This window comes from Pseudomonas sp. S2_A02 (assembly GCF_054668495.1).
This window is the reverse complement of sequence record NZ_CP162776.1, coordinates 109093-131519: the sequence shown is the minus strand read 5'-3', so window position 1 is coordinate 131519 and position 22427 is coordinate 109093. Positions and strand designations below refer to the sequence as shown.

General features: G+C 54.5%; 18 protein-coding genes and 1 pseudogene. 7 read left to right on the top strand and 12 right to left on the bottom strand.

Annotation, left to right across the window (positions count from 1 at the left end; genetic code table 11):
• Nucleotides 1-29 precede the first annotated feature (29 nt).
• Nucleotides 30-626, bottom strand: coding sequence for a TetR/AcrR family transcriptional regulator (locus tag AB4O41_RS00515; RefSeq protein WP_460148236.1), 597 nt, complete (start codon nt 624-626; stop codon nt 30-32).
• A 458-nt stretch (nt 627-1084) separates the two neighbouring features.
• On the opposite strand from AB4O41_RS00515, the gene AB4O41_RS00510 reads away from it, so the two are divergent.
• The 5 genes from AB4O41_RS00510 (at nt 1085) to AB4O41_RS00490 (ending at nt 6008) form a co-directional block, all read left to right on the top strand.
• Entirely contained in the window at nt 1085-2098 is a 1014-nt protein-coding gene (locus tag AB4O41_RS00510) for an SDR family oxidoreductase (RefSeq protein WP_460145741.1), read from the top strand.
• A gap of 73 nt (nt 2099-2171) precedes the next feature.
• Entirely contained in the window at nt 2172-2573 is a 402-nt protein-coding gene (locus tag AB4O41_RS00505) for an AMP-binding protein (protein WP_460145740.1), read from the top strand.
• A gap of 678 nt (nt 2574-3251) precedes the next feature.
• Entirely contained in the window at nt 3252-4721 is a 1470-nt protein-coding gene (locus tag AB4O41_RS00500; RefSeq protein WP_460145739.1) for an anthranilate synthase component I family protein, read from the top strand.
• Nucleotides 4718-5302 carry an anthranilate synthase component II gene (locus tag AB4O41_RS00495; protein WP_460145738.1) on the top strand — a complete coding sequence of 195 codons (585 nt, stop codon included), beginning with the start codon at nt 4718-4720 and terminating at the stop codon, nt 5300-5302. The genes AB4O41_RS00500 and AB4O41_RS00495 overlap by 4 nt, the downstream gene beginning before the upstream one ends.
• A gap of 79 nt (nt 5303-5381) precedes the next feature.
• The gene (locus AB4O41_RS00490; RefSeq protein ID WP_460145737.1) at nt 5382-6008 is read left to right on the top strand and encodes a LysE family translocator; all 627 of its coding nucleotides are present in this window, start codon (nt 5382-5384) and stop codon (nt 6006-6008) included.
• Between the two features lie 11 nt (nt 6009-6019).
• On the opposite strand, the gene AB4O41_RS00485 is transcribed toward AB4O41_RS00490, so the two are convergent.
• The 3 genes from AB4O41_RS00485 to AB4O41_RS00475 form a co-directional block, all read right to left on the bottom strand.
• Entirely contained in the window at nt 6020-9040 is a 3021-nt protein-coding gene (locus AB4O41_RS00485; RefSeq protein WP_460145736.1) for an EAL domain-containing protein, read from the bottom strand.
• On the bottom strand, nt 9028-10047 hold the full coding sequence (locus AB4O41_RS00480; protein ID WP_460148235.1) for a substrate-binding domain-containing protein: 1020 nt from the start codon (nt 10045-10047) through the stop codon (nt 9028-9030). The genes AB4O41_RS00485 and AB4O41_RS00480 overlap by 13 nt, the downstream gene beginning before the upstream one ends.
• A 383-nt stretch (nt 10048-10430) precedes the next feature.
• The gene (locus AB4O41_RS00475; RefSeq protein ID WP_460145735.1) at nt 10431-10892 is read right to left on the bottom strand and encodes an Lrp/AsnC family transcriptional regulator; all 462 of its coding nucleotides are present in this window, start codon (nt 10890-10892) and stop codon (nt 10431-10433) included.
• 108 nt (nt 10893-11000) lie between these two features.
• On the opposite strand from AB4O41_RS00475, the gene AB4O41_RS00470 reads away from it, so the two are divergent.
• Nucleotides 11001-11594, top strand: a complete 594-nt coding sequence (locus AB4O41_RS00470; RefSeq protein WP_460145734.1) for a LysE family translocator — start codon at nt 11001-11003, stop codon at nt 11592-11594.
• 72 nt (nt 11595-11666) lie between these two features.
• Here the strand turns inward: AB4O41_RS00470 and alr are convergent.
• The 6 genes and pseudogenes from alr to AB4O41_RS00440 all read right to left on the bottom strand — a co-directional run bounded on the left by alr (nt 11667) and on the right by AB4O41_RS00440 (nt 17771).
• Nucleotides 11667-12908, bottom strand: a pseudogene (alr, locus tag AB4O41_RS00465) (alanine racemase).
• Between the two features lie 358 nt (nt 12909-13266).
• On the bottom strand, nt 13267-14694 hold the full coding sequence (locus AB4O41_RS00460) for an amidase (protein ID WP_460145733.1): 1428 nt from the start codon (nt 14692-14694) through the stop codon (nt 13267-13269).
• A 4-nt stretch (nt 14695-14698) separates the two neighbouring features.
• A complete protein-coding gene (locus tag AB4O41_RS00455) occupies nt 14699-15382 on the bottom strand; it encodes an amino acid ABC transporter permease (protein WP_460145732.1) in 684 nt (227 codons plus the stop codon).
• Nucleotides 15379-16035, bottom strand: a complete 657-nt coding sequence (locus AB4O41_RS00450; protein ID WP_460145731.1) for an amino acid ABC transporter permease — start codon at nt 16033-16035, stop codon at nt 15379-15381. The genes AB4O41_RS00455 and AB4O41_RS00450 overlap by 4 nt, the downstream gene beginning before the upstream one ends.
• Nucleotides 16035-16823: an amino acid ABC transporter ATP-binding protein gene (locus tag AB4O41_RS00445; protein WP_460145730.1), complete on the bottom strand. Its 789-nt coding sequence runs from the start codon at nt 16821-16823 to the stop codon at nt 16035-16037. Before AB4O41_RS00445 ends, AB4O41_RS00450 begins: the two co-directional genes overlap by 1 nt.
• A gap of 198 nt (nt 16824-17021) precedes the next feature.
• Nucleotides 17022-17771, bottom strand: a complete 750-nt coding sequence (locus tag AB4O41_RS00440) for a substrate-binding periplasmic protein (RefSeq protein ID WP_460145729.1) — start codon at nt 17769-17771, stop codon at nt 17022-17024.
• Nucleotides 17772-17869: 98 nt separating this feature from the next.
• On the opposite strand from AB4O41_RS00440, the gene AB4O41_RS00435 reads away from it, so the two are divergent.
• Entirely contained in the window at nt 17870-18958 is a 1089-nt protein-coding gene (locus tag AB4O41_RS00435; protein WP_460145728.1) for a GlxA family transcriptional regulator, read from the top strand.
• A gap of 225 nt (nt 18959-19183) precedes the next feature.
• On the opposite strand, the gene AB4O41_RS00430 is transcribed toward AB4O41_RS00435, so the two are convergent.
• Nucleotides 19184-20410, bottom strand: coding sequence for a carbohydrate porin (locus tag AB4O41_RS00430; RefSeq protein WP_460145727.1), 1227 nt, complete (start codon nt 20408-20410; stop codon nt 19184-19186).
• A gap of 162 nt (nt 20411-20572) precedes the next feature.
• Nucleotides 20573-22237, bottom strand: coding sequence for a glucose-6-phosphate isomerase (gene pgi / locus AB4O41_RS00425; RefSeq protein ID WP_460145726.1), 1665 nt, complete (start codon nt 22235-22237; stop codon nt 20573-20575).
• Nucleotides 22238-22427 lie beyond the last annotated feature (190 nt).

Sequence of the window (22427 nt, the reverse complement as noted above, 5' to 3'; positions counted from 1 at the left end):
TACCGTATGTATCACAAGAATGGCAGCGTCTATAAAGATTCTGCTGTCTGGATAAGCGAATTCAACACCAGCTTAATTTCAGAGGCCGGATCTTTATGCCCTTGCAGTATCAAACCTTCCGACAAAGCGGTGAAGACTCTTGCAAGAGCGGCGTACGCCAGAGGAGGTTTCTTGCCTGCATGATTAAATATAATGGTAATCAGCTTACCCAAGGCCTCACTATTTTCCTCATGCAGAGCGTAATAATGCTTTGAGAACTCTTCATTGCGCAAGGCATTCAGTTGCAGTTCAGCATCAAGAATCGCACAGCTGGCATTATTTTTAAGCGTGTCAATATATGCATTCAACCCATGGGCCAACTCTTCCGATGAAGAACCCGAAGACAGGGTCGTACTCAATCGATGGATTTCAACCCTCTTGAATCTCTGAGTCAATTGCAGAAGCAAGTCCGACTTACTTGAAAAGTTCGAAAAAAAAGCGCCCTTCGAAAAACCGGCCTCCTCGGAAATAGCATTGACACTGGCGGCGTGAAAGCCTTTTGTCACCATAAGCTCAGTGGCCGTGTCGAATAATTTATCTCTCGTTACTTGCTGACTTTCTTCTCGACCCAATCTCTTTTTAATCACACCTTCGGCTCCTTTGGCCAAACAAAAAAATCCATTTGTAACGATGCAACAGATCTGCTATTCACTGCGAAAAATCTGTTTTAACAATCATATCTTATACTACGCCGTCTTAATCACTTCACCTTTAAACTTTTAAGGAGTGCCATGCCATGTACAAGGCCGGCGGGAGGGAGACCCAAGATAGGCTGGTATCCAGCCTGACGCGTGCCCCCCCCTGCCCGATCGAATCAGCGAGGCTGGGCTTGTTGATGGATGCCGGCTGTCTACACCCCTCTAAACTGTGGGGTTTTCGGGGATTCAAGGACGTCGACCGTGCGACGCTCTTGAAATACCGCTTGATTTTCAGATACCGAATGGTTTTTACTTGCCGCCATTGATGTAACCTATGCCAGATCAAAGCATCGAGCACGGTGGCATCAATCTCAATGCAGCAGATACCTCAGAGGAGCTGGATTTTAATGGAATATGCCTTCGTTACAGGCGCTACTGGCCTGCTCGGCAATAATGTGGTTCATGCGCTTTTAAAACGAAATATCAAAGTAAAAGCGCTGGTTCGTTCCGTAGAAAAAGCCAAGAAGCAGTTCGGCAATCTACCTGTCGAATTTGTCGAAGGCGACATGCTCAATGTCGACGCCTTCAGCCATGCTTTGCAAGGCTGTGATGCCTTGTTTCATACAGCCGCCTATTTCCGCGACAGTTACAAAGGCGGAAAGCACTGGCAGAAACTGTATGACACTAATGTGACTGGAACCGAACGATTATTGCAAGCCGCTTATACCGCCGGCATTCGTCGCGCAGTCCATACTTCCTCCATTGCGGTTTTGAAGGGCGATAAAGATCAAGTGATCGATGAAACAATGTCTCGCAGTGAATTGGAGGCAGACGATTACTACTTGAGTAAAATATTGTCTGAGCAGAAAGTTCAAGAGTTTCTGTCGCAGCACCCAGACATGTTCGTTGCCATGGTATTGCCGGGTTGGATGTTTGGCCCCGGGGATATCGGCCCCACCTCATCAGGACAGTTCTTGCTCGACTTTGTCGGAAAGAAGTTACCGGGCGTATTACCTGGAAGTTTTTCCGTTGTAGACGCCAGGGATGTGGCGGAACATCAGCTCGCGGCAATCACACACGGCAGATCCGGAGAACGTTATCTGGCAGCCGGCAATCATATGGACATGAAAAGCATTTTCCAGGCACTGTCCAGTGTCAGCGGCGTAAAAGCGCCGGAACGCAAAGTACCACTGTTCATGCTGCGTATAATTGCGTTGATCTATGAAGGTTATTATCGAATTACAAAAAAACCGGTACTCATCAGCACCTCCACTGTTAAACTCATGGAGCAAGAACAAGGGCGCACCCATTTCAGCCATAGCAAAAGCTCAAAGGAATTGAATTGCAAGTTCCGCCCCGTAGCTGAAACACTGACCGACACCCTGGACTGGTATCGAGAAAATAATTACATAGATGCTTGATTGAAACACTTCATACATAGCCTGCCTCTTTTTTGTCTGACCATAAATTCAAGGATTGAGAGGGGGTTGGCAAATGAAGAGCCTTTCATATAAAGGTGCCCTCAACGCATTAGAGGTATTGCCGGGTGACAAAGTAGCGCTTGTTCTACCCAACGGGGTGGCGTTCATCGCTTACTATCTGGTGATCATCGGAAGTGGTGCGATTCCGGTCATCCTCAACTACAAACTGACGCCATTCGAAATGACCAGTGTCATCAGCATCGCCAGGCCGACGCTGGTCGGCACGACCGAAACGTTACTCGAGCAACATAGCGAGACATTTCAGGCTGCCTACGGCGTTCGTCACTCCTTGGTGCTGAACGCCGCAAGCGAGCCGTCATCGCTCCTGCCCGATAATGCAACGGCTGTCTCTCGGCTTCCCGACAGGCCGAGCGAAACTACCGGCCCTACGAGATCAGATCATACCGCTTCTTGAATGTCTCTAAATGCTCTTTCATTTCAGCCGCTCAGGTTTGATGGGTTACTGGAACTCAACGGCCGCCACGTTAGTGACAGAAGTTACAAATACCCAGCTGCGGTATTCCCTGTTGTGCGCGCACGAGCTTCTTGTTAAAAGCACACGCGATTACATGTGTGCAGGAATAGTTTTCCGTCCCGTCGACATTAAAAAATGAATGAAAGATTAATATCCGCACAGCAGTTGACAGCCTTGGGGGGCACTGGTAATTTCGCTGCACTGCCGATCATTCCCCGCAGTGCTTAGCCAAGACTGGGATGTCTAAAATGTACTATCACCTTTCTGCTATCAGTTCCTCCCACAGCTATCCCGACAGCTGTTCCCGGGCCATTCTGGCCATCTTTAAAAGCAATATCTGGCGTCGCTAATCAAGCGAAGACCGGAGCCTGTCTGCTGCCTGCCAGCAACGTCCTGATCATTCACCCATGAAATCGAAGGCGCTCGCGCCTTGTGCCCTGCACATCGCTTGACTGCAATCCGTTGCAGGTCTTGTATTGCGCGCGGCATGAAAAGCGTCCGTCTCGAATACTCAGGCTATCCGTCAACACGTATTTAAAGTGCCTGCGCACTTTATATTCCCGTGGCGCTCTCTTAATGGAGTGCCTGAATCGTTGCACCTTGAAAATGGTATTAACCATGAATAACAATTTAATTTGCGTGAATGTTCTTCGCCGTGAAGAACGTCGATCTGCGGATGCACTTGGCATCTATGCAAATGCGCTGGCACAACTGGGTCGCGAGTCTGTCTTTATTCTTGAATCACTTTCCGGTCCACGCCGTGATCGCAGGGCGACGATCATCGGGCTCGCCCCCCTTTTCGAAGTTTGCATCGATGAGGGCCAGGCACAATTGCGAGGGTGCCCTGCGCTTTGTGAACATTTGTCCGTCAGCCTGACACAAGTGGGCGTGCAGATAGATCATGAGTACAAAATCCATCTACCGGACAGAGAGGCCGCGTGGAGCCTGCTCAGGGTTATTCAGGCTACGTTCCAGCCTGCGCCTGATGCCCCTTCCAGCCTGGCGTTCTTTGGCTATTTCTCCTACGACTGTGTTCGCCTGATTGAGCGGCTACCCGATCTGGCCGAACAGACCTACAGCTACCCACTCATCGCCCTTTCGGTCTATCAGACACTGGTTTATTTCCACAGCAATGGCGTTGTCGAAACCCTGATCAACAACCACCCCCTCTGGGCGCCCCGTACCTTGGAGGACTACCCTTTCCTGGCCACAACCCCAGCGTCCAAGGCGTTGGATCTACCACCGTATCCAGAGACATTCGAGGAAATCCGCACGGTCACCCCGGAGCAATTCTTCGAACGTGTCGAAGTAGCGATGGAGCACATCCGCGCTGGCGACGTCTATCAGATCCAGCTCGGCCATGAGATTCGCATCCGCTCGAAGGTTTCGCCGTTCGATGTGTACCAGAACTTGCGACTTCGCAACCCCTCTCCTTACATGTACCTGGCCCATGTGGGCGGTATCGACCTGATCGGTGCCAGTCCTGAGCTGTTCGTCAGGATCAAGGACGATTTGATAGAGATGCGTCCGATCGCCGGTACCGTCGGCAAGAAGCCTGGCGTCGATCCGACTCAGCTGGTCCTGGAGTTGACGCGCTCAGAGAAGGAGCGCGCCGAGCACCTGATGCTGATCGACCTGTGTCGCAATGATATCGGTCGCGTATGCCAGGCCGGCTCGCTGGAAGTCGATGAGTTCATGCTGGTGGAGGAGTATTCGCACCTCTATCACATGGTGTCGAACGTTCGCGGCCTGCTCCGCCCCGGCCTGGATGCCTATGACGTGATCAAGGCCTCGTTCCCCGCTGGAACCATGTCCGGCGCTCCCAAGGTAAGAGCGATGGAGCTGATCGAGGGGATGGAGAGCAACCGCCGGGGCATCTACGCCGGAGCCTTGGGCTTGGTGGGTTTCGATGGCAGCGTCAATACCGCCTTGTGCATACGCTCAACCGTCTTCGACGAGGGTACCTACCACTTGCGGGCATCCGCCGGGGTGGTCGCCGACTCGGTACCCGAGATGGAGTGGAAAGAGACGTTGTACAAGATGGGTTCTGTATACCGGGCGGTGACCGGCAAGGAGATCGGACTGTGAAAGTATTCCTGATCGATGCCTATGACAGCTTCGTCTTTATCATCAGCCAGTACCTGGAACAACTGGGGCTGGAAACTCGCGTCGAGCGTCACGACGTGCCGGACCTCATCCAGCGCATTGAGGCTTTCTCGCCGGATTTCTGCGTACTGGGCCCTGGGCCTGGGCATCCGGCCGACGTTGGCTACATCGAAGTGATCAGGCACTTGCAGGGGCGTTTACCGCTGCTGGGCGTTTGCCTGGGTCATCAGGCCATCGGCCTGGCCTTTGGTGCCCAGGTTTGCCGGGCCCCTCACGTGATGCACGGCAAGGTGAGCAAGATCGAGAACGATGGCAAGGGCGTTTATGACCACACGCAAGCACGCGCCATACAGGCCACCCGTTATCATTCGCTGATGATCAGCGACCAGCAGCTACCCGATTGCCTGGAGGTCACTTCAAGGTCTACGGATGATGGTTATGTGATGGGCGTGCGTCATCGCCACCTGCCGGTGGAGGGGGTGCAGTTTCACCCTGAAAGCATCCTGACCGAAAACGGTCTGGAGCTGTTCCGCAGTTTCATCAGGTGTTACGTGCACCAGTGATCTGCCCGCAGCGGTGGTCAGGGCAGCCGTCCTGGGCATCATCAGTTGACCCGACTCATACCTCACAAGGAGCGTCATCGTGTTTCCGATGGATATCTGGTTCACCTACACTACAGCCTGCATACTGCTGGTCCTGTCTCCAGGCCCTGACAATCTTCTGGCGATAGGGCGCGGACTAAGCCAGGGTCGCCTGGCAGCCATCGTGTCAGGCCTGTCGTCTGGCATGGGCATCCTGTTTCACGTTACCACCGCTTCGCTAGGGCTGACGCTACTGATCCAGACATCGGCTGTCGCCTTCTGGGTCGTCAAACTGGTGGGGGCCGCCTATCTGCTCTGGCTCGGGGTCAAGGTGTTGCGTTCCAAAAGCCTGATGACCTTCGCTCCCGCCGCGCGGCAGCCGCTGCGCAGCATTTTACTCACAGGCTTCCTTTCGGCGGCGCTCAATCCCAAGCCAGGGTTTTTCGTACTGGCGTTCATTCCGCAATTCATCAATCCCACGCTCGGCTCGGTCACTGTACAGATGCTGGTCTACGGGTTCTGGTTCGCCCTGTTGACTGCCGTGGGGTTCTCGTTGATGGGCATCTTCGCCACGCGCCTGTCGCAATACATTTGTCAACGCCCGCGCCTTGCCAACGGCCTCAACCTCGGCGCGGGATTGACCTTCATCGTGTCAGGACTTTCCATCGCTGCTCTTAGCCAGAAATAAACGCAGAGTCATTAACGCCCGGGTATTGGACTGCTTGGGCGTTTTTCATCGCGTTTTCGCCTTACCGGGTCAGGGCTCGCAATACGGCTCGGTTGAGGCGTCCGGGACGTACGCAGTAACAGACTGATTTCCTCTGCGCTGATCGCGCTGCTGAAAAAATGCCCCTGAATTTCATCGCAACCGTTTTCACGCAGGAAGGTTTGCTGTTCTTCGGTTTCGACACCTTCGGCAATGACCTTGAGGTTCAGTTTGTGCCCCAACGAAATCACTGCGGTGGCGATGGCTCTGTCGTTCTCGTTGTCGGGCAAATCACGCACGAAAGACTGGTCGATCTTGAGTCTCGCGATCGGGAAGCTTTTCAATGCTGCGAGGCTGGAGTAGCCGGTGCCGAAATCGTCGATCGAGAGACTGATCCCCATTGATTGCAGTTCCTTCATTTTGCTGATGGCTTGCTGAAGGTCTTGCATGATCAGACTTTCGGTCAGCTCCAGCTCAAGGTACATCGGGTCCAGTCCGGTTTCTTGCAAGGCATGCCTCACCCGGTCGATCAGGTCCCTTTCGATGAACTGGCGTGCTGAAATATTCACCGACATGGTGATCGGCGGCCAACCCGCATCCTGCCAGGCCTTGTTTTGTCTGCACGCGGTATGAATCACCCAGTCGCCGATGGGCACGATCAACCCGGTCTCTTCGGCCGGCGGAATGAATTTGATTGGAGACACCATGCCAAGCTCGGGATGCTGCCAGCGGATCAGTGCCTCTACGCCGATAATCTGACCTGACTGCAAATCCACCTGTGGCTGGTATAGCAGCAGGAACTCATCATGGTTGAGTGCGTTTCGAAGCCCGTCTTGCATGGCGAGCTTGCCCTGATCCTTATTATTCATCTCGCTCGTATAGAACTGGTAACTGTTGCGACCCAGCTCCTTGGCACGGTACATGGCGGCGTCCGCATTGCTGAGCAACGTCTCGGTATCGCTGCCGTCGGCAGGGTAAGTGGCCAACCCCATGCTGCAGGTGACGTGGAGTGTATGTCCGCTGAGCTGAATCGGCCGCAGGATGGCTTCCTGGATTTTGTGCAGGACTAGAGTAACCCCGTCCAGGTCTGAGGGCTGGTCGAACAGGATGATCACAAACTCGTCGCCACCCAGTCGCACGACGGTGTCGGTGCGGCGTACACACTCCAGCATGCGCTGGGCGACGGTTTTCAACAGTTCGTCTCCAGCACTGTGCCCCAGGCTGTCATTCACCAGTTTGAATTTGTCCAGATCGAGAAACACCACCGTCACCAGCCGGCTGTAGCGCTGAGCATAAAGTATTGCCTGCTTGAGACGGTCTTCGAGCAGTGTGCGATTCGGCAGCCCGGTCAGTGCGTCATGGTCGCCCATATAGCGAATGCGCTTTTCGGTAAGTTGGCGTTCTATCGCAATACCGGCAAGCGGTGTCGCCATGTCGATCAGTCGCGTCTCGGTCGAACTAGGACTGCGGACGATGCTGGAATACAAGGCAAACGTACCCAGTACCTTCCGCTCATGGGACAGAATCGGCGTCGACCAACAGGCGCGAAATCCATAGGGCGCAGCGACTGAACGGTACTCCTCCCACAGCGGATCCAGCTCGATATCCGTGACGATGACCGGTTCTCGTCGATACACCGCGGTGCCGCATGAACCAACGTTCGGACCGATCGCAATCCCGTCAATGAGCTGGTTATAGGCTTTCGGCAAACTGGGCGCAGCCCCGTGCAGCAAGTGCTTGCCATCCTCATCCAGCACCAGGATGGACACCATCATCCCCTCCAGTTGGGACTCGACCAAGTGAGCCAGGCTGTCGAGGACTTCTGCAAGCTCGGTGCTCCTGGCGATCAACTCCAGGACATGACCTTGTCCGGCACGGATGATGGCTTCTTGCTCTAATCGGCTGTTTTGCAAGGCGAGCCGTTCTGTGGCGATACTCAATTGGACCGTTCTTTTTTCCAGCTGAAGTCGGTCTTGGAGGAATTGATTCACCGCGCGAGCCATGTTGCCGATCTCGTCCTTCCCATGTTCCGCCATCATCAAATGCGTTTTGTCAGTGCGTTCCTGACGCAATTGTCGGCTTATTTCATTCAGGCGTACGAGCACGTGACGGCCCATGAAGACCCGGGTTACAAACCAGGCGAACACCAGGCTGGCGCCCAACATGATCAGCACCCATTGCTGGCTACGATTTGAGGCCTCGACCAGGTGCTGCACGGCTTCGCGATAGTCTTCGGTGTAAGCACTGGATTGCGCACGGGCCACCGCGACCAGAACCCCGGCCTCATTCTTCAGTTCCTCATTGAAGCGTTGTATGACGCTGTGCTGATTGATGAGCCTCAGGCGCAGGGAGAACAGATCGGGCGTCTGCACATCAGCGTCGGGTAACTTGCCTGCGGTGCGTGACAGGCGCTCATATCGGATGCGCAGCCGTTGCACGGCATCACTGTCAACAGCCTGCGGCAGATCGAAAAGTAACACCGCCAGTTCCAGGCTGGCCCGGGTCTGGGTCGCAGTTAACCGGGCGGTGTAATCCTCCAGGGTTTGCGCGAAAGTGACCTCGGTTTGCAGCAGGCTTTCGCGCAGCTGCGCAACGATGTTGGCGGTATTGCGGAACATCTGACTCGACTGATGCATGTCGAGTATCGCCACGCCACTGTTCGCGGCAGTCAGCTGCTGCACCAGTTGATCAAGGGCCTCAAGCTGTTCGACGGTGGCCGCATAGCTTGAACGCAGGGTATCGGAGGAGCGGGTTGTCAGAAGCTGATCGGTCTGGCGTTCGATCAGCAAGGTACGCTGCAGCATGTCTTGCCCATCTTGCATGCGGACCAGTCGTTCATCCGTCAGCTGGCGGGTGGCACTATTTGACGTGCGCAACGCGTAGACCGCAGTTGCACCACCCGCCAGGATCAGCAGCGCCAGCGTCAGAAACGCCAGTGTGAACTGCGCGCGCAGCGATTGCGGCAATAGGTGGCGTCCGAGCCGGGAAGTAACGTCCAATGTCAGGGATTCCATTGGTGGCGATAGATGTCTCGATAGCCATTGTCAGGGTCGTACTGGAATTTCTTCCCGCCGTCGAAGGCGATATTGTCGGCATTGACCAAGTGAATCGGCGCTACGAAGCCGCTCACCGGCTGACCTGCAAACAGCCGGTTCAATTCATCCATCACTTGCCAGCCATGCAGGTTGAGCGGCTCGGCCACGGTAACGGTCTGGTAGGTTTTTGCCTGTATGCGCAAGAAAGCCGAAGCGCTGCCATCACCGGCAGACAACAGACTGATGCCGTCACTGGGTATTGCGGCATTGGTCAATGAGGCAATCGAGTAGTCGAAATAGATATCGTTGATGGCCAGCGTATGGGTCCAGCGCTTTCCATAGTGCTGAAGCAGCTCCTTGGTGATCGCCGGCATCTTCTCGCCACTTTCGGAGATCGCGACATCGCGCACTTCCAGCAACGTACATTCCTGACAGGCCCGAATGACGTTTTCCATGGCCTTGGCTTTCGCCATGGCGATGCTGTACTTGGAGTCGGTCAGGATGACCACGCCGGCGCGTCCATTTGACTGTGCCACTGCCGCCATGGCCGTGAGACGAGCCACTTCGAGCGGGTCGGTCGTGACATTCATGGCCACCGGGGTGCCGTCAATCGGCCCGGGGCGTGCCCCGGCGTGCCAGCCAACCACCGGCACATCCCTGTTGGCGAAGAGGATCAGCGCCGCGTTGTTCTCTAGGGCATCGGAGCCGCACAAAATGAGGCCATCGGGTTTCGCCGCCAGGGCATCGGAAAAGGCCTTTGCGCGCCCGGCCGATGATCCAGCGCCATCGAATATCTTCAGCGTCCAGCCCATCGCCTTGGCTGCCTCGCGAGCGCCCTGCGCGACACCGACAATGCCTCCGTTACGCAAATCTTCTGCGACAAGGGCGATGCTCTTGCCCCGCAGCGCTCGCGGGCCGGACTCAGGGCCGCTCCAGCGAACGGCTTCGAGGGTGGCCCTGGAAACGATTTCCTGCGCTTGAATCACCGTAACCGTGGCGTTTTCGACACCCGCTGCGGCTGGCACGTTCTGGCCGTATCCGGGAGTTGCCGTGAAAAGACAGAAGACCGTAATTGAAGCCATCCAGGGTAGCCAGGGCCTGAATATCCAGGGCCTGAGCAGACAGGTTCGATCACCGCATGCGATGCCGGTTCTGAAGCCGATGGCGCGATCATAGTCTGGCATAGCGTCCCTTTTTGCCAAAAGTGCAGTGTTCACCATCCGAAAGGATAGTCGGTTCTGCTGTCATCAGGCCCTTTCTCGGTAAAGTGCGCGAACTTTAGTCCTGAACATTCAGTAACCGGGACAAGGTCCATGGCACATGGACTTGATTCTGGACGGGTTCGAAGGGTCTATCAAGAACACCCAACTTAATAGGGATTGATAGGTAGGCCACGGGTTGCCAGGCGAGTCGAAAGAACAACCGAAGTTTCGGTGCCGCCATAAGAATCAAAGGAGGAGATTAACGTTTCCAGCGCAGCCAATGAGGCCGCAACAACTTTAAGTACGAATGAAGCATCGCCCGTTACGTGATGGGCCTCTCGCACCTCAGGCATCCCCTCAATGACCGACAATACCTTGGCATAGTGTTCCGTAGGGATGTATAGCCTAATGAATGCTGTCACCGGATAACCAATGGAATGGCTATCGAGTTCAGCTCGATATCCTCGCAGCACACCTCGATCCTCAAGCTTGCGAACTCGTTCGGCCGCAGCGGGAGTTGAGAGCCCCACTCGCCTTCCCAGTTCAGCAAAGCTCAAACGAGCGTCTACCTGAAGTTCTGCCAAAAGGCGTTTGTCCAAGCGATCGAGAGGTCTATCAGTCATCGGCATTGAAAACATCGTTTGTTAGGTGGAGAGGCCTGCAAACCATCAAATCGCAATGGGATTCGCAGAGGTGAGCCATTCAAAATGGAGACCACGAAAAAGGAGAATCCTGTCATGTTGATCAAGGGAATACTACTAGGCTTGGCAATTGCTGCTCCCGTCGGGCCGATAGGCTTACTGTGTGTCCAAAATACTTTAAGAGGAGGATTCAAGGCAGGATTTACGACCGGGATGGGAGCGGCGACAGCTGATGCGGCCTATGCATTGACGGCTCTATTTGGGCTGACTGGATTATTGACGCTGATCGGTGATACCCGATATTTACGGATAGCGGGTGCAGTTTTCTTTCTTTACTTGGCCTGGAAAACCTGGCGAAGAAAAGGTGACGTCACCGTCATTTCATCAACCACCCGGGATCTATGGGGTATGTACTCGACAACATGCCTGCTGACACTGTCCAACCCAATGACCATCCTGGGTTTCGTGACGCTTTTTGCCGGGCTGGGAGTCAGTCAATCAGATATGACAACTGGCGCACGGCTTGTGCTCGGCGTATTTCTTGGGTCTGCACTCTGGTGGGCGGGCTTGGCGGGAGCATGCTCGTCAGTCGTGAAACGATTGAACGCCGCTTGGTTAAAGTGGATAGATTACACTTCAGCCTTCCTCTTGATCGCCTTCGCGTTGACGCTGTTGTATCAAGGGCAGTGACCCGCGATCGTCACTGCCGAAAGTCGCTACTGCGTGAGCGTTACAATCACAGTAGCGCCTAAATTCCACTGGTTAATCAGAGACTTTATCCGCCACCAAGGCTTTGGGATTGCTACTCCCCCAAACGGTAGCAAGGTCCACTAGCAATGTTCCACTGAGTTCTTCAAGTTCACCCTGAGCGATCTCGCTATCGCCTTGCTTACCGAAGAGCACCACCTGATCGCCAGCGTGTACCGAGGGGATATCTGTCACGTCCACCATGAGTGTATTCATGGAAACCTTCCCTACTACTGGAGCACGTTGCCCATCGACAAGTACAAAGCCTTTGTTGGTAAAAGCCCGACGATAGCCATCAAAGTAGCCCACAGGAATATTCGCAAGTTTTGAATCACGATTCAGTGTAATTGTTCGGTCATACCCCACTGTATTCCCTTTAGGGTATTGATTGACAGACGCCACATATGACTTTACCTGCATGACCCGTTTGTACTCGGCATGCGAACGTTCCATCATGCCATACAAGGCGCCTCCGGCACGTACCATGTCCAAGTGCGACTCTGGCACTTCTAATGTCGCGTAAGAGTTCGCGGCATGAAGGGTGATTTTACTTCTATCCATTCCGGCAGTCTTAATCAGCCACGCGGCTTGTTCATTGAAAGCCTTGAGCCCTTGCCGAACATCATCTTTATCCTCCACCGCGAAGTGAGTCATGATTCCGACCAGCTCCAGAGGCGCCATACGAGTGATCGCCAGGGCTTCTTGCCGACCTTGTTCAGTACTCATTTCCAGACCATTACGACTCATCCCGCCGGCGTTCAACGCCAAGTGAACTTTCAGGCGATTTCCGTGCTTTTCAGCAATAGCTGCGACTTCTCGAGCATAATCGAGGTTGCTGACTAACTCCTCTATTGTGTACGGCAATGCGCCTTCCACCTCGGCCAACGTCGCTGTACGCACGCGGACGAGTTCTCCCTTGAATCCGCTTTCACGTACAACTCGAGCCTCTTCATTGCTGGCAACGCCTACGCAGGGCACTTCCATTTTCATGACAGACGGCATTAATCACCCGACACCATGACCATAGGCATCCGCCTTGAGGATGGCACAAAGCCTTGATTTATTCGTCAAGGTGTTCCGGAGCATACGAATATTGCTTTCAAATGCTGCCTGGTTGATCTCAACCCATGCATTACTGGTTGCGACGGCCCGTTCAGACTGACCACTGTCCAAAGAAAGCAGCGGTGCAGCCTGAACATACCCCTGCCCTATGATCAGACCTAAAGAAAGAGCAATAACAGTCCGAGTGAAAGGCATACGATACATCTCCTGAAGAACGTTCATGACAACTAACGATTTGACAATATATGATCCTGCGCAAGCCACTCCCCGACTAAGGAAATGGCCTGACTTTATTGGCAGCAGGAGACGCCACTAATAGCAACGAAAGCAAACTCAGTACAGGGTGAAAAACGTTGTTAAAACGCATCCTGGGAATTAACCCCCATGGCGAAATCCTTGATAACTCGCAAAATCACCGGGCAAACATATTAATCTTTTACATGGGTTTTATAGGTGACATTTTCTAACCTTGACTCCAACTTGTGGCGTTGGCAGAAATGACCACAGTGGCTGCCGAGTTCGCTTCTGTTACCAAGATCTAGCCACATATCCCTCACGCAACCGCGTTATCTGCCAGTTCCCAGCCCTCAGGCCGTAGCGTGTGCCAATCGCTGACCTGTTGATAGGCATGGCCGATGCGCAGAATCAGCGGTTCGGCGAATGCCCGACCCACAATCTGCATCGAAACCGGCATGCACTTTTCATCGAACCCGATGGGCAGCGCCACCGAACACAGGTTCAGCAAGTTGGCGAACCGCCCCAACAAGGCCAGTGGCGTGCCATATTCATCGACCTCATCCAACGGCACACTGCCAATAGCGTTAGTCGGGAAAGCGCAGGCGTCTATGTTGGTCATGGCCTCCTGCATGGCGTGCCGAGCGGCGCGGCGCTGATTGTGCAACTGGATATACGACGCTGCGTCGATGGCGCGACCACTGAGTACGCGACGTTGAACATGGGGGTCGAAACGCAGATCGTCGCGCTCGAACAAGCTACCCAGACTGGCATAACCTTCGGCGCTCATCAGCCCACCCGCGATGCGCATGCACTGCTCCAGCGACGTGGGCAGCGGTTGCTCGATCAGTTGCATCCCCAAGGCGGCCAGCTGCTCGAGCCCCAAATCATAAGCCTTCAGCACCCCGGGAGCGACATGCGCTCGTTCGGCCTGTGGCAATACCCAGATGCGCAAACCGGCTACCGTCTGATTGAGACCGGCAGCGGCGCTGAATACAGACGCCTGGGCCGAAACCGGATCCAGCGGGTCCGGGCCCAGCAGTGCATCCAGCATCCACGCCGCATCTTCAACTGTGTGGGTAATAGGGCCCACCGAATCCAGCGACGGACACAGTTCGATCAAGCCATGGCGACTGATAAGCCCGCGCGTGGTTTTCAGCCCGACCAAGCCGCACATGCCCGCAGGAATTCGCACCGAGCCACCGGTGTCGGTGCCCAACGCAGCGCTTGCCAACCCACTGGCCACGGCCACTGCCGAGCCGCTGCTTGAGCCACCCGGAGCATGATGCACGTTGCGGTCCCACGGGTTCCACGGCGTACCCATCACCGCGTTGGTGCCCCAGCCCCCGAAAGCGAATTCCACGGTGTGGGTCTTGCCAAGAATGATTGCTCCGGCACGCTCCAGGCGTTGCACTGCGGTGGCGGTCAACTTCGAAACACGCGGCGCCTGTGCCAATGACCCACCCGTGATGGCCTGGCCATCGATCTCGAACAGGTCCTTGATCGCCAGAGGAATGCCATGCAGCGGTCCCAGGCGTATGCCAGCCGCACGTTGACGATCCGCAGCGATGGCCGCATTGAGAGCTCGCGCGGGATAGGCCTCGACATAGGCATTGAGCTGCTCGTCAAAGTGCTCGATGCGCGCCAGTTGCGCACGAACCAGCGCTTCGCTAGTCAGCGATCCCGCATCCAGCGCCTGCTGCAACTGGGCAATGCTGTGGGAAGTAACTCGATCTATGGTGCTCATGTATTCAACCTCGCAGGGTTTTGCGTCCGCGTGAAAAATGCTTTTCAAGCACACGCGACAGCATTGAAAGAGGGAAAGCGATAACAAAATAGAACAGCCCTACCAGCAGAAAGACATGCATGGGCAGGAAGGTTTCCGAAGCGATGGCCCGCGCCGCCAGCATCAGCTCATCGGTAGCGATCAGGGCGCACAATGAGCTGTCCTTGAGGATCGACACATAGGCGTTGAGCAGTGGCGGCAACATGCCGCGAATCGCTTGCGGCAGGATGACTGACGTAAACGCTTTCAGCGGTGTCAGTCCGATGGCGATGGCGGCCTCGCGCTGGCCGCGATGCAGCGAATCCAGACTGCCACGGAGGATTTCCGCGACGTAAGCGGCGCCCTGTAAACCCAGACCAATGACCCCGGCCCAATAGCCAGACAACGTCAATCCCAGACTGGGCAACGCGAAATACAGGGCCAGCAACAATGCCAAAAGAGGTACGGCGCGCATACTCTGAATAAAGTACGCGGCCGATCGTTTCAAGAGGACACTCGAACTTCTCATTGCCCAGGCCAACAACGCACCCAATGTGACCGCCAGAGCGAACCCCATCAGGGACAATTCGGCGCTGATCCTTGCACCGAGCAACAGGCGAGCGATCCAGTCGCTCCAGTACTCTGGGTATTGCTGAAAAAAACTGATCATCGCGCGCTCCCAAAATGACGTTCGAGCCGAATGAATCCCACACCGATCGGCAAAATCATCGCGGCGTAGATGCACATCACAGCCAAATAGATCAGTGAAGTCTGGAAGGTGGAGGTCACTAGATTGCGCGCCAGAAACATGATTTCCGGCACGGCGATGGCCGAGGCGATGGACGTGTCCTTGACCAGTTGCGTGACGTAGTTGGCGAACGCCGGCAACGTCACGCGCAGGGCCTGGGGCAAGAGGATGCAACGCAGAATCTGCATCCGGCTCAGGCCGACCGCCAGCCCGGCTTCATACTGACCGACATGCAGCGACTGCAAGCCGCTCCGGAAAATATCGGCCAACACCGCGCTGCCCACCAGACTCAAGCCGACGATGGCGGCCAGCCACGCGGGCAAATTGATGCCAAGATAGGAGAGTCCAAAATAGATCAGGAACAGATGCGCCAGCGCGGGAACATTGCGCATCCATTCAATGAAACAGCCGATCGCCCCATGCAACAACCGTGACCGACCGAACGTCAGCAACACCGCCAAGACTATTCCGCCGGCACTCGCCAGCAGCAAGGAACACAGCGCGATCTCCAGGGCGGTGAGCGCGCCTTTCAACAGCAGGGGCAATAGCCCGAGAAAGATCTCGAAGTTCGCCATCAAGCGCCCTCCATGGCCATGCGCCCAAGAAAACTGCGGGTGCGCTCGTGACTGGGGTTGTCGATAACCTGCGCCGAAGGCCCTTGCTCGACAATGTGTCCACCGTCCATGAAGATCACCCGATCCGCCACATCCCGAGCGAATCGCACTTCGTGGGTCACCATGATCATGGTGCGGCCCTCTTGCGCCAGCTCACGAATCACGGCCAGTACTTCACCCACCAGTTCGGGGTCCAGCGCCGAGGTCGGTTCGTCGAACAGAATGACTTTAGGTTGTTGGGCCAACGCGCGGGCGATAGCGACCCGCTGTTGCTGCCCGCCGGACAATTGCTCGGGATAGACCTCGGCTTTGTGCCGCAGATGGACTTTTTCCAACATGGCATCAGCCAACTCATAGGCCTGCTTGCGCGGCATACCCTGTGCCTTGATCGGCCCCAGCGCGACGTTGTCGCGTACGCTCAAATGTGGCCAGAGGTAGAAGAGCTGGAACACCATTGCGATCTCGCGTCGCTGCGGAGCCATTTCCCGATCACTCATCAGACGTATGCGTTTACCGTCCTTGATCTGCCCGATCAACTCATCGCCCAGCCAGATATCGCCTCGAGTGGGTTTTTCCAGATAATTGATACAACGCAGGCAAGTGGACTTTCCCGACCCGCTGGGGCCGATCAACGACAGGGTTTCACCGGCTTTCAATTCCAGGTTGATACCCTTGAGCACTTCCAGATCACCATAACTTTTGTGCAGGTCATGCACTCGCAGCAATGCAGGTTCGGACGGGATCGACATCTTGGTTAACCTTTTTTTGTTATAGAGATGGCGATGAATCGGCACGAGGCATCAGGCCGACTCATCCGCTCAAGCGCTTACTTGCAGCCGGGCAGTTCCCAATCCGCCGGGCGGTCGACACCAAGCCTCAGATCCTTGCCTTCCGGCACATACCAGACATCCTGAGTCAGACCATAGCGGGCACCGATCTTGCGCATTTCACAGCTTTTCCAGAGACTGGATCTGCTCGTTCACGGCCGCCACCAGCTGCGGGTTGGCCCCTTTATTGAAGCCGTACACCACCTGGCCCAGACCCGTCAGCAGGGGGAAATTCGGATCGTTGTCGGTGAACGCGTTGAAGTGCAGATGCCACTGCTCGTTGCGGAAAATAGCGTATTGCATGACCGGAGGATCACCGATCACTGCATCGATGCGCCCGGCGAGAAGATCGCGTATCGCGGCATCGGATGTGTCGTACAACGCCACTTGTAGCCCCTCGATCTTGCGCATCTCAGGGATAAACGAGAAACCCGTGATAGTGCCGACCTTCTTGCCCTGCAAATCTTTGAGGCTGCTCCAGTTGGTCTTGTCGGTCTGGGTGATGCCGTTCTTGAAATAGTGAATCGGATCGCTCACGGTCATGATCTTCGCGCGCTGCTCGGTCCAGCCCATGGTGCCGGCCATGACATCCACGCGTTTAGCCTGCACCGAGGCGATGGTGCCGGCCCAGTCCATCAACGCAGGTTTAACTTTCAAACCCAGCTTCTCGGAAATTTGTTGAAGGATTTCACCGTCGTAGCCGACCATTCGACTGTCTTGATAACCAGTCCCCGGCATATCGCCACTGAACGCAATAGTCAGGCTTCCCGGCTCTACCGTTTCCAGTGCGAATGCCGGTACCGAGGCCAGCATGAATACCAGCAGACCCGCATAGATACCGGCAATACGTTGAACGTTGGGCTTCTTCATCACGTGCTCCTCGATTGTTTTTTTATGAACAGCATGGTGTTGGGCAGGCGCTCATCGTATGGTGATCGACGGTATAACTGGTTGGATGGTTTGCATGAATGATTGAACATTTGCGACATTTCGGAGATGTACTGCCCAAGGCCTCCAGCGAAAGCCTCGTGGAAGGGCTTGATAATGGTCAGGCACGAAATCCGCCAAGCCGACGCGGCGCTACCGAGTTGTCTATTGGCATTGTGTTGTGGCCGCGCTTCCCTTTGCTGTCACTGTCAGGGCTGACCGATGCGCTGCGACATGCCGCCGATACGGGCGATCAGAGCCGTCCGATACGCTGCCAATGGAAAGTACTGGGTATCCCTGGGCAAAGAGTCATTTCCAGCTGCGGATTGGATGTGCCTATCGACAGTGAGCTCACCAATCCTCATCAATTTGATTACATTGTGGTGATTGGTGGGCTGCTTGATTCCCTTGAGGCCGCACCAAAGACGTATCCGGCATTTCTGCATCAGGCAGCAGCCTCTAACGTGCCGTTGATCGGTCTATGCACGGGCAGCTTCGTGCTCGCTCGACATGGCTTGATGGAGGGACGTACTGCTTGCGTACATGCCTACCATTGCGACGACTGGAAACGTCTGTTCCCCAGATTGCGCTTTGTCAGCAACAATGACTTCCTCATCGACAAGGATCGGATCACCTGCGCAGGCGGTATCTCGGTGATTGAGTTGGCCATTCATCTTATTGGGCTGCATTGCGGCCCGGATCGGGCCGGCAAAGTTGTTCATCAGATGACGGTCGCAAAAAGCAGTTCCGGCAGTTTCGTCGACCGGCGAAAGGCACTTGGATACCCCAGCTCTTCGAACAGGCGTCTGCACGAAGCCGTGATGCTGATGGAAAAGCACATGACCGAACCCTTGGACATCGACTCAATCGCAAACCTTGTCGGTACCAGTAAACGTCAACTTGAGCGGCTGTTTGTCGCCGAAACCAGTAACACTCCAGCCCAATTCTACCGTCAGGTTCGACTCAGGTTTGGCCGATGGCTTCTCATCAGCTCGGATCGACATATAGGGGAAATCGCTTTCGAATGCGGGTTCGCCGACGCGCCTCATTTCATTCGACATTTTCAGAACATGTTTGGCATGTCCCCCGGAAAATTGCGCAAAGAGTTGATGCGAAAAGCGACACAGTGACGCCAAACTCGATCACCGGATAAAAGGATAGTGACGCTGTCTCTCACTCTGAGTGACTCGCCTGATAAAGCTTCAACAATGTTCGATCGACTATGGCGCTGAACGTAATAACATTCAGCGCCATCTCACCCCCCTTCCTGTTTAAGAAGAAGTGTTAGATTGCCCTCGCTATTCGATAGCTGTTGCAGATCCGGGCTGATTGTCAGCCACTGTCATTTCAGGCGTTTATTTCCACCAATACTCGATCTGAACCCCTACGTTGGAGCCTTGCAGATCTGTACCAAACGCACCGGTATCAGACAATGCCGATCCCGGAGATTGCAAGCTGGCGGCGCGTTGCGCAGCCTTGTTCCAGCTTGCGTAGGTGTAATACAGACGAAATTCCGGCCTGTCCCAGAATCCCGGGCCCTTCGGTGACCAGGTCGGCGCGATGGTGTACTTGGTGAGTTTTCGGGTACCGTCTGCGGCTTCAACCTGGTCGCGCCCAACTTCGGTTATCAATTTGAATTGATCCGTGAACGCATAAATTGGCCGAACACCAATGGACAACCAATTCTGATCATCACCATCAGGGCGCGTGTCTTTTTGATAGACCAATTCAACTTGACCACTGAAAGCATGCGTCATTTGCCAGTCGAAAAACTCTACGGCGCGCCAGCTCTTGTTGCTCTCATCCAACGTGGTATCACCGGTGTAACCCAATGCGGTGCCCGGCCCTCGGCCGTATTGAACCGCGAACTTATTGACCCCACCGAGAAACGCGACCTGCTTGTGCTGGGCAACCACCGACCAGCCCTGATGAGCATTCTCGCGGCTCGGCTTGTCCAGATAACTGACGCCCAACTGAACTTCACCACCGGGATTTGTGTTGAATCCGCTGACGGTCACGTCATGACGGGTAACAAAATCCTTTTGGAAGACGTTGTCCTTGCGTGAGAGCACGTAGCTGTATTTCAGATCGCCCAATGCGACTTGATCGAACCCAAAGCCCGTTGAGCTTTGGTTCCAGTAGAAGTAGTCGGAAATATTGATGTCGTTTCGGTTGTAATAACGACGGCCCGCCCAGAAAGAACCGCCATTCAATGCCGGCATCTTGCTCCACTCAGCGTAGAGCTGACTCATCCTCGTATAGCCGTGTTCCCCGTCAAATTTTGGTTCATGGCCGTACTCGTTATAAAACTGTGCCATGCCCTCCACGCTGACCACCGAGCCGTCGTCCAGTGAAAGCAGATCCTGGCGCAAATCCAGCTCCAGATATTGCTCACATTCGTTGCCAAGACGGTATTTGGACTGCGCGCCTGGTAGCTGAAAACACGACTGTTTCCCGCCTTGAGTCGAATCTCCTACTCCGGTTCGGAAATAACCACTGAAGTCTGCTGAATACGCGTCAACGGGCAAAAAGCCGACAGCAAAGGACGCACCCAGAACTGCACTGAGAGTTTTAACGTTCATTCATAACACCTTTGGTTTGTTATATTTATTGGACAAGGCCGATTACGCGAACAGCACGCTTTTAATCAAAGTACGCGGTTAACTCCCACACACCGTTTCCGAAAAGGAGATACCCAGTTAATAAAAAAGACACCGCCGAACTCTTTGGTCTCTTATAAGGCTCTAACCCCGATGACGCCCTCGGAAGAAATCTATAAGCCCCTGCGTCGAGGAATCATCAGCCGGTTGCGCGTCATAGCGAGTCAGGAGGCTATGGACGCTGTTACTTAGCTCCTTACCCAGTTCCACGCCCCATTGATCAAACGAGTTGACTCCCCAAATTACGCCCTGGACAAAGACCTTATGCTCATAAAGGGCGATCAGCGCACCCAGGCTATGTGGATTGATAATCTCAAGCGCAACTGTATTGCTTGGCCGGTTACCGGGGATCACTTTATGCGGCGCCAGTCGTTCAATCTCACTGGATGAAAGGCCTTTGGCTTTTAGCTCTGCCTCAGCTTCACTGCGGGTTTTGCCCCACATCAGTGCTTGGCTTTGAGACAAGCAATTGGCGTACAGCCATTCCTGATGATCAGCCACTGGATTGTGACTCACCACAGGCACAATGAAGTCAGCTGGAATCAGAGCCGTTCCTTGATGCAATAACTGGTGGTAAGCGTGCTGTCCGTTACACCCCACGCCGCCCCAGATTACTGGGCCCGTGCTGCAGGACACTGACGTGCCGTCATGACGAACACTTTTGCCATTTGACTCCATGTCCATCTGCTGCAGATGCTTCACGAAGTTGCGCAGGTAATGGTCATAGGGCAAGAATGCATAACTTTGCGCCCCCCAAAAGTTGTGATACCAAACGCCGAGTACCGCTAAAAGAACAGGAAGGTTCTGTTCCAATGGTTCGTTCAGGAAATGCTGATCCATCGCGTACGCGCCGGATAACAGTTCCTTGAAGTTAGCGATGCCAATGGCCAGAGCAATCGGCAGGCCAATTGCAGACCATAGTGAGTAACGGCCGCCGACCCAATCCCACATAGGAAAAATGTTTGCTTCACGAATGCCGAAATCCAGCGCTGCCTGGCGATTACTTGTCACAGCAATGAAATGGCGATATAGCTTCTCTTCCGTCCCGCCCTTAGCCAAGTACCAGCTACGAGAAGCTTGTGCATTCTTTAAAGTTTCAAGAGTACCGAAGGTTTTGCTGGAGATGATGAACAGCGTTGTTTCTACGTTCAGTCCGGCTGTAACCTCTCGGAATTCACTGCCGTCGATGTTAGCTAGATAATGGCAGCGCACTCCATGCCGTGCGAAAGGCGCCAGTGCCTCAGAGACCAGCTCCGGCCCCAGAAATGAGCCACCAATACCAATGTTTACAACATCGGTGATGACCTTGTCGTTGTAACCACGCCACAGATGGTTATGGATACGACTCACAACGTCAGTCATCTGCGCCAGGGCTCCATGTACATCGCGCATCAAGTTGCGACCATCGACCATCAAAGCGTCACCCACTGGTCGCCGCAGCGCGGTATGCAGCACTGGACGCCCCTCGGAGCCGTTGATTTTCTCTCCACTGAACATGGCATGCGCTGCCTGTTCCACGCCTGCCTCGCGAGCAAGGTTTACAAGCAATGAACGGGTCTCGTGATTGATCAGGTTTTTGGAGTAATCCAAAAAAAGCCCGCAGCCCGCCAAGGAAAAGTCTTGAAAGCGTTTACTGTCATCTCGAAAGGCATCGCGCATACTAAAATTTTTCATGCTCTCCCGATGGTCGAGCAGATTGCGCCATGCCGGCAGTGCAGTTACATCATTCGTCTTGTTGTAGTTATTCACGCTCAGTCCCTCTTCGCCAATCCGGTTTGTGCCGTCTCAATCGACTCTTGTCTTGCCAAATTTAAGCATTTCGTAATTCTGCGAACGCAGAAGCGCCATCACAGGAATAAGCTCTGCATTTCGTAGTTACAACCCATTACCTGAAGAAAACAAAACCGAACGCGAGGCACTCAAGCAGAAAATTCTGCAA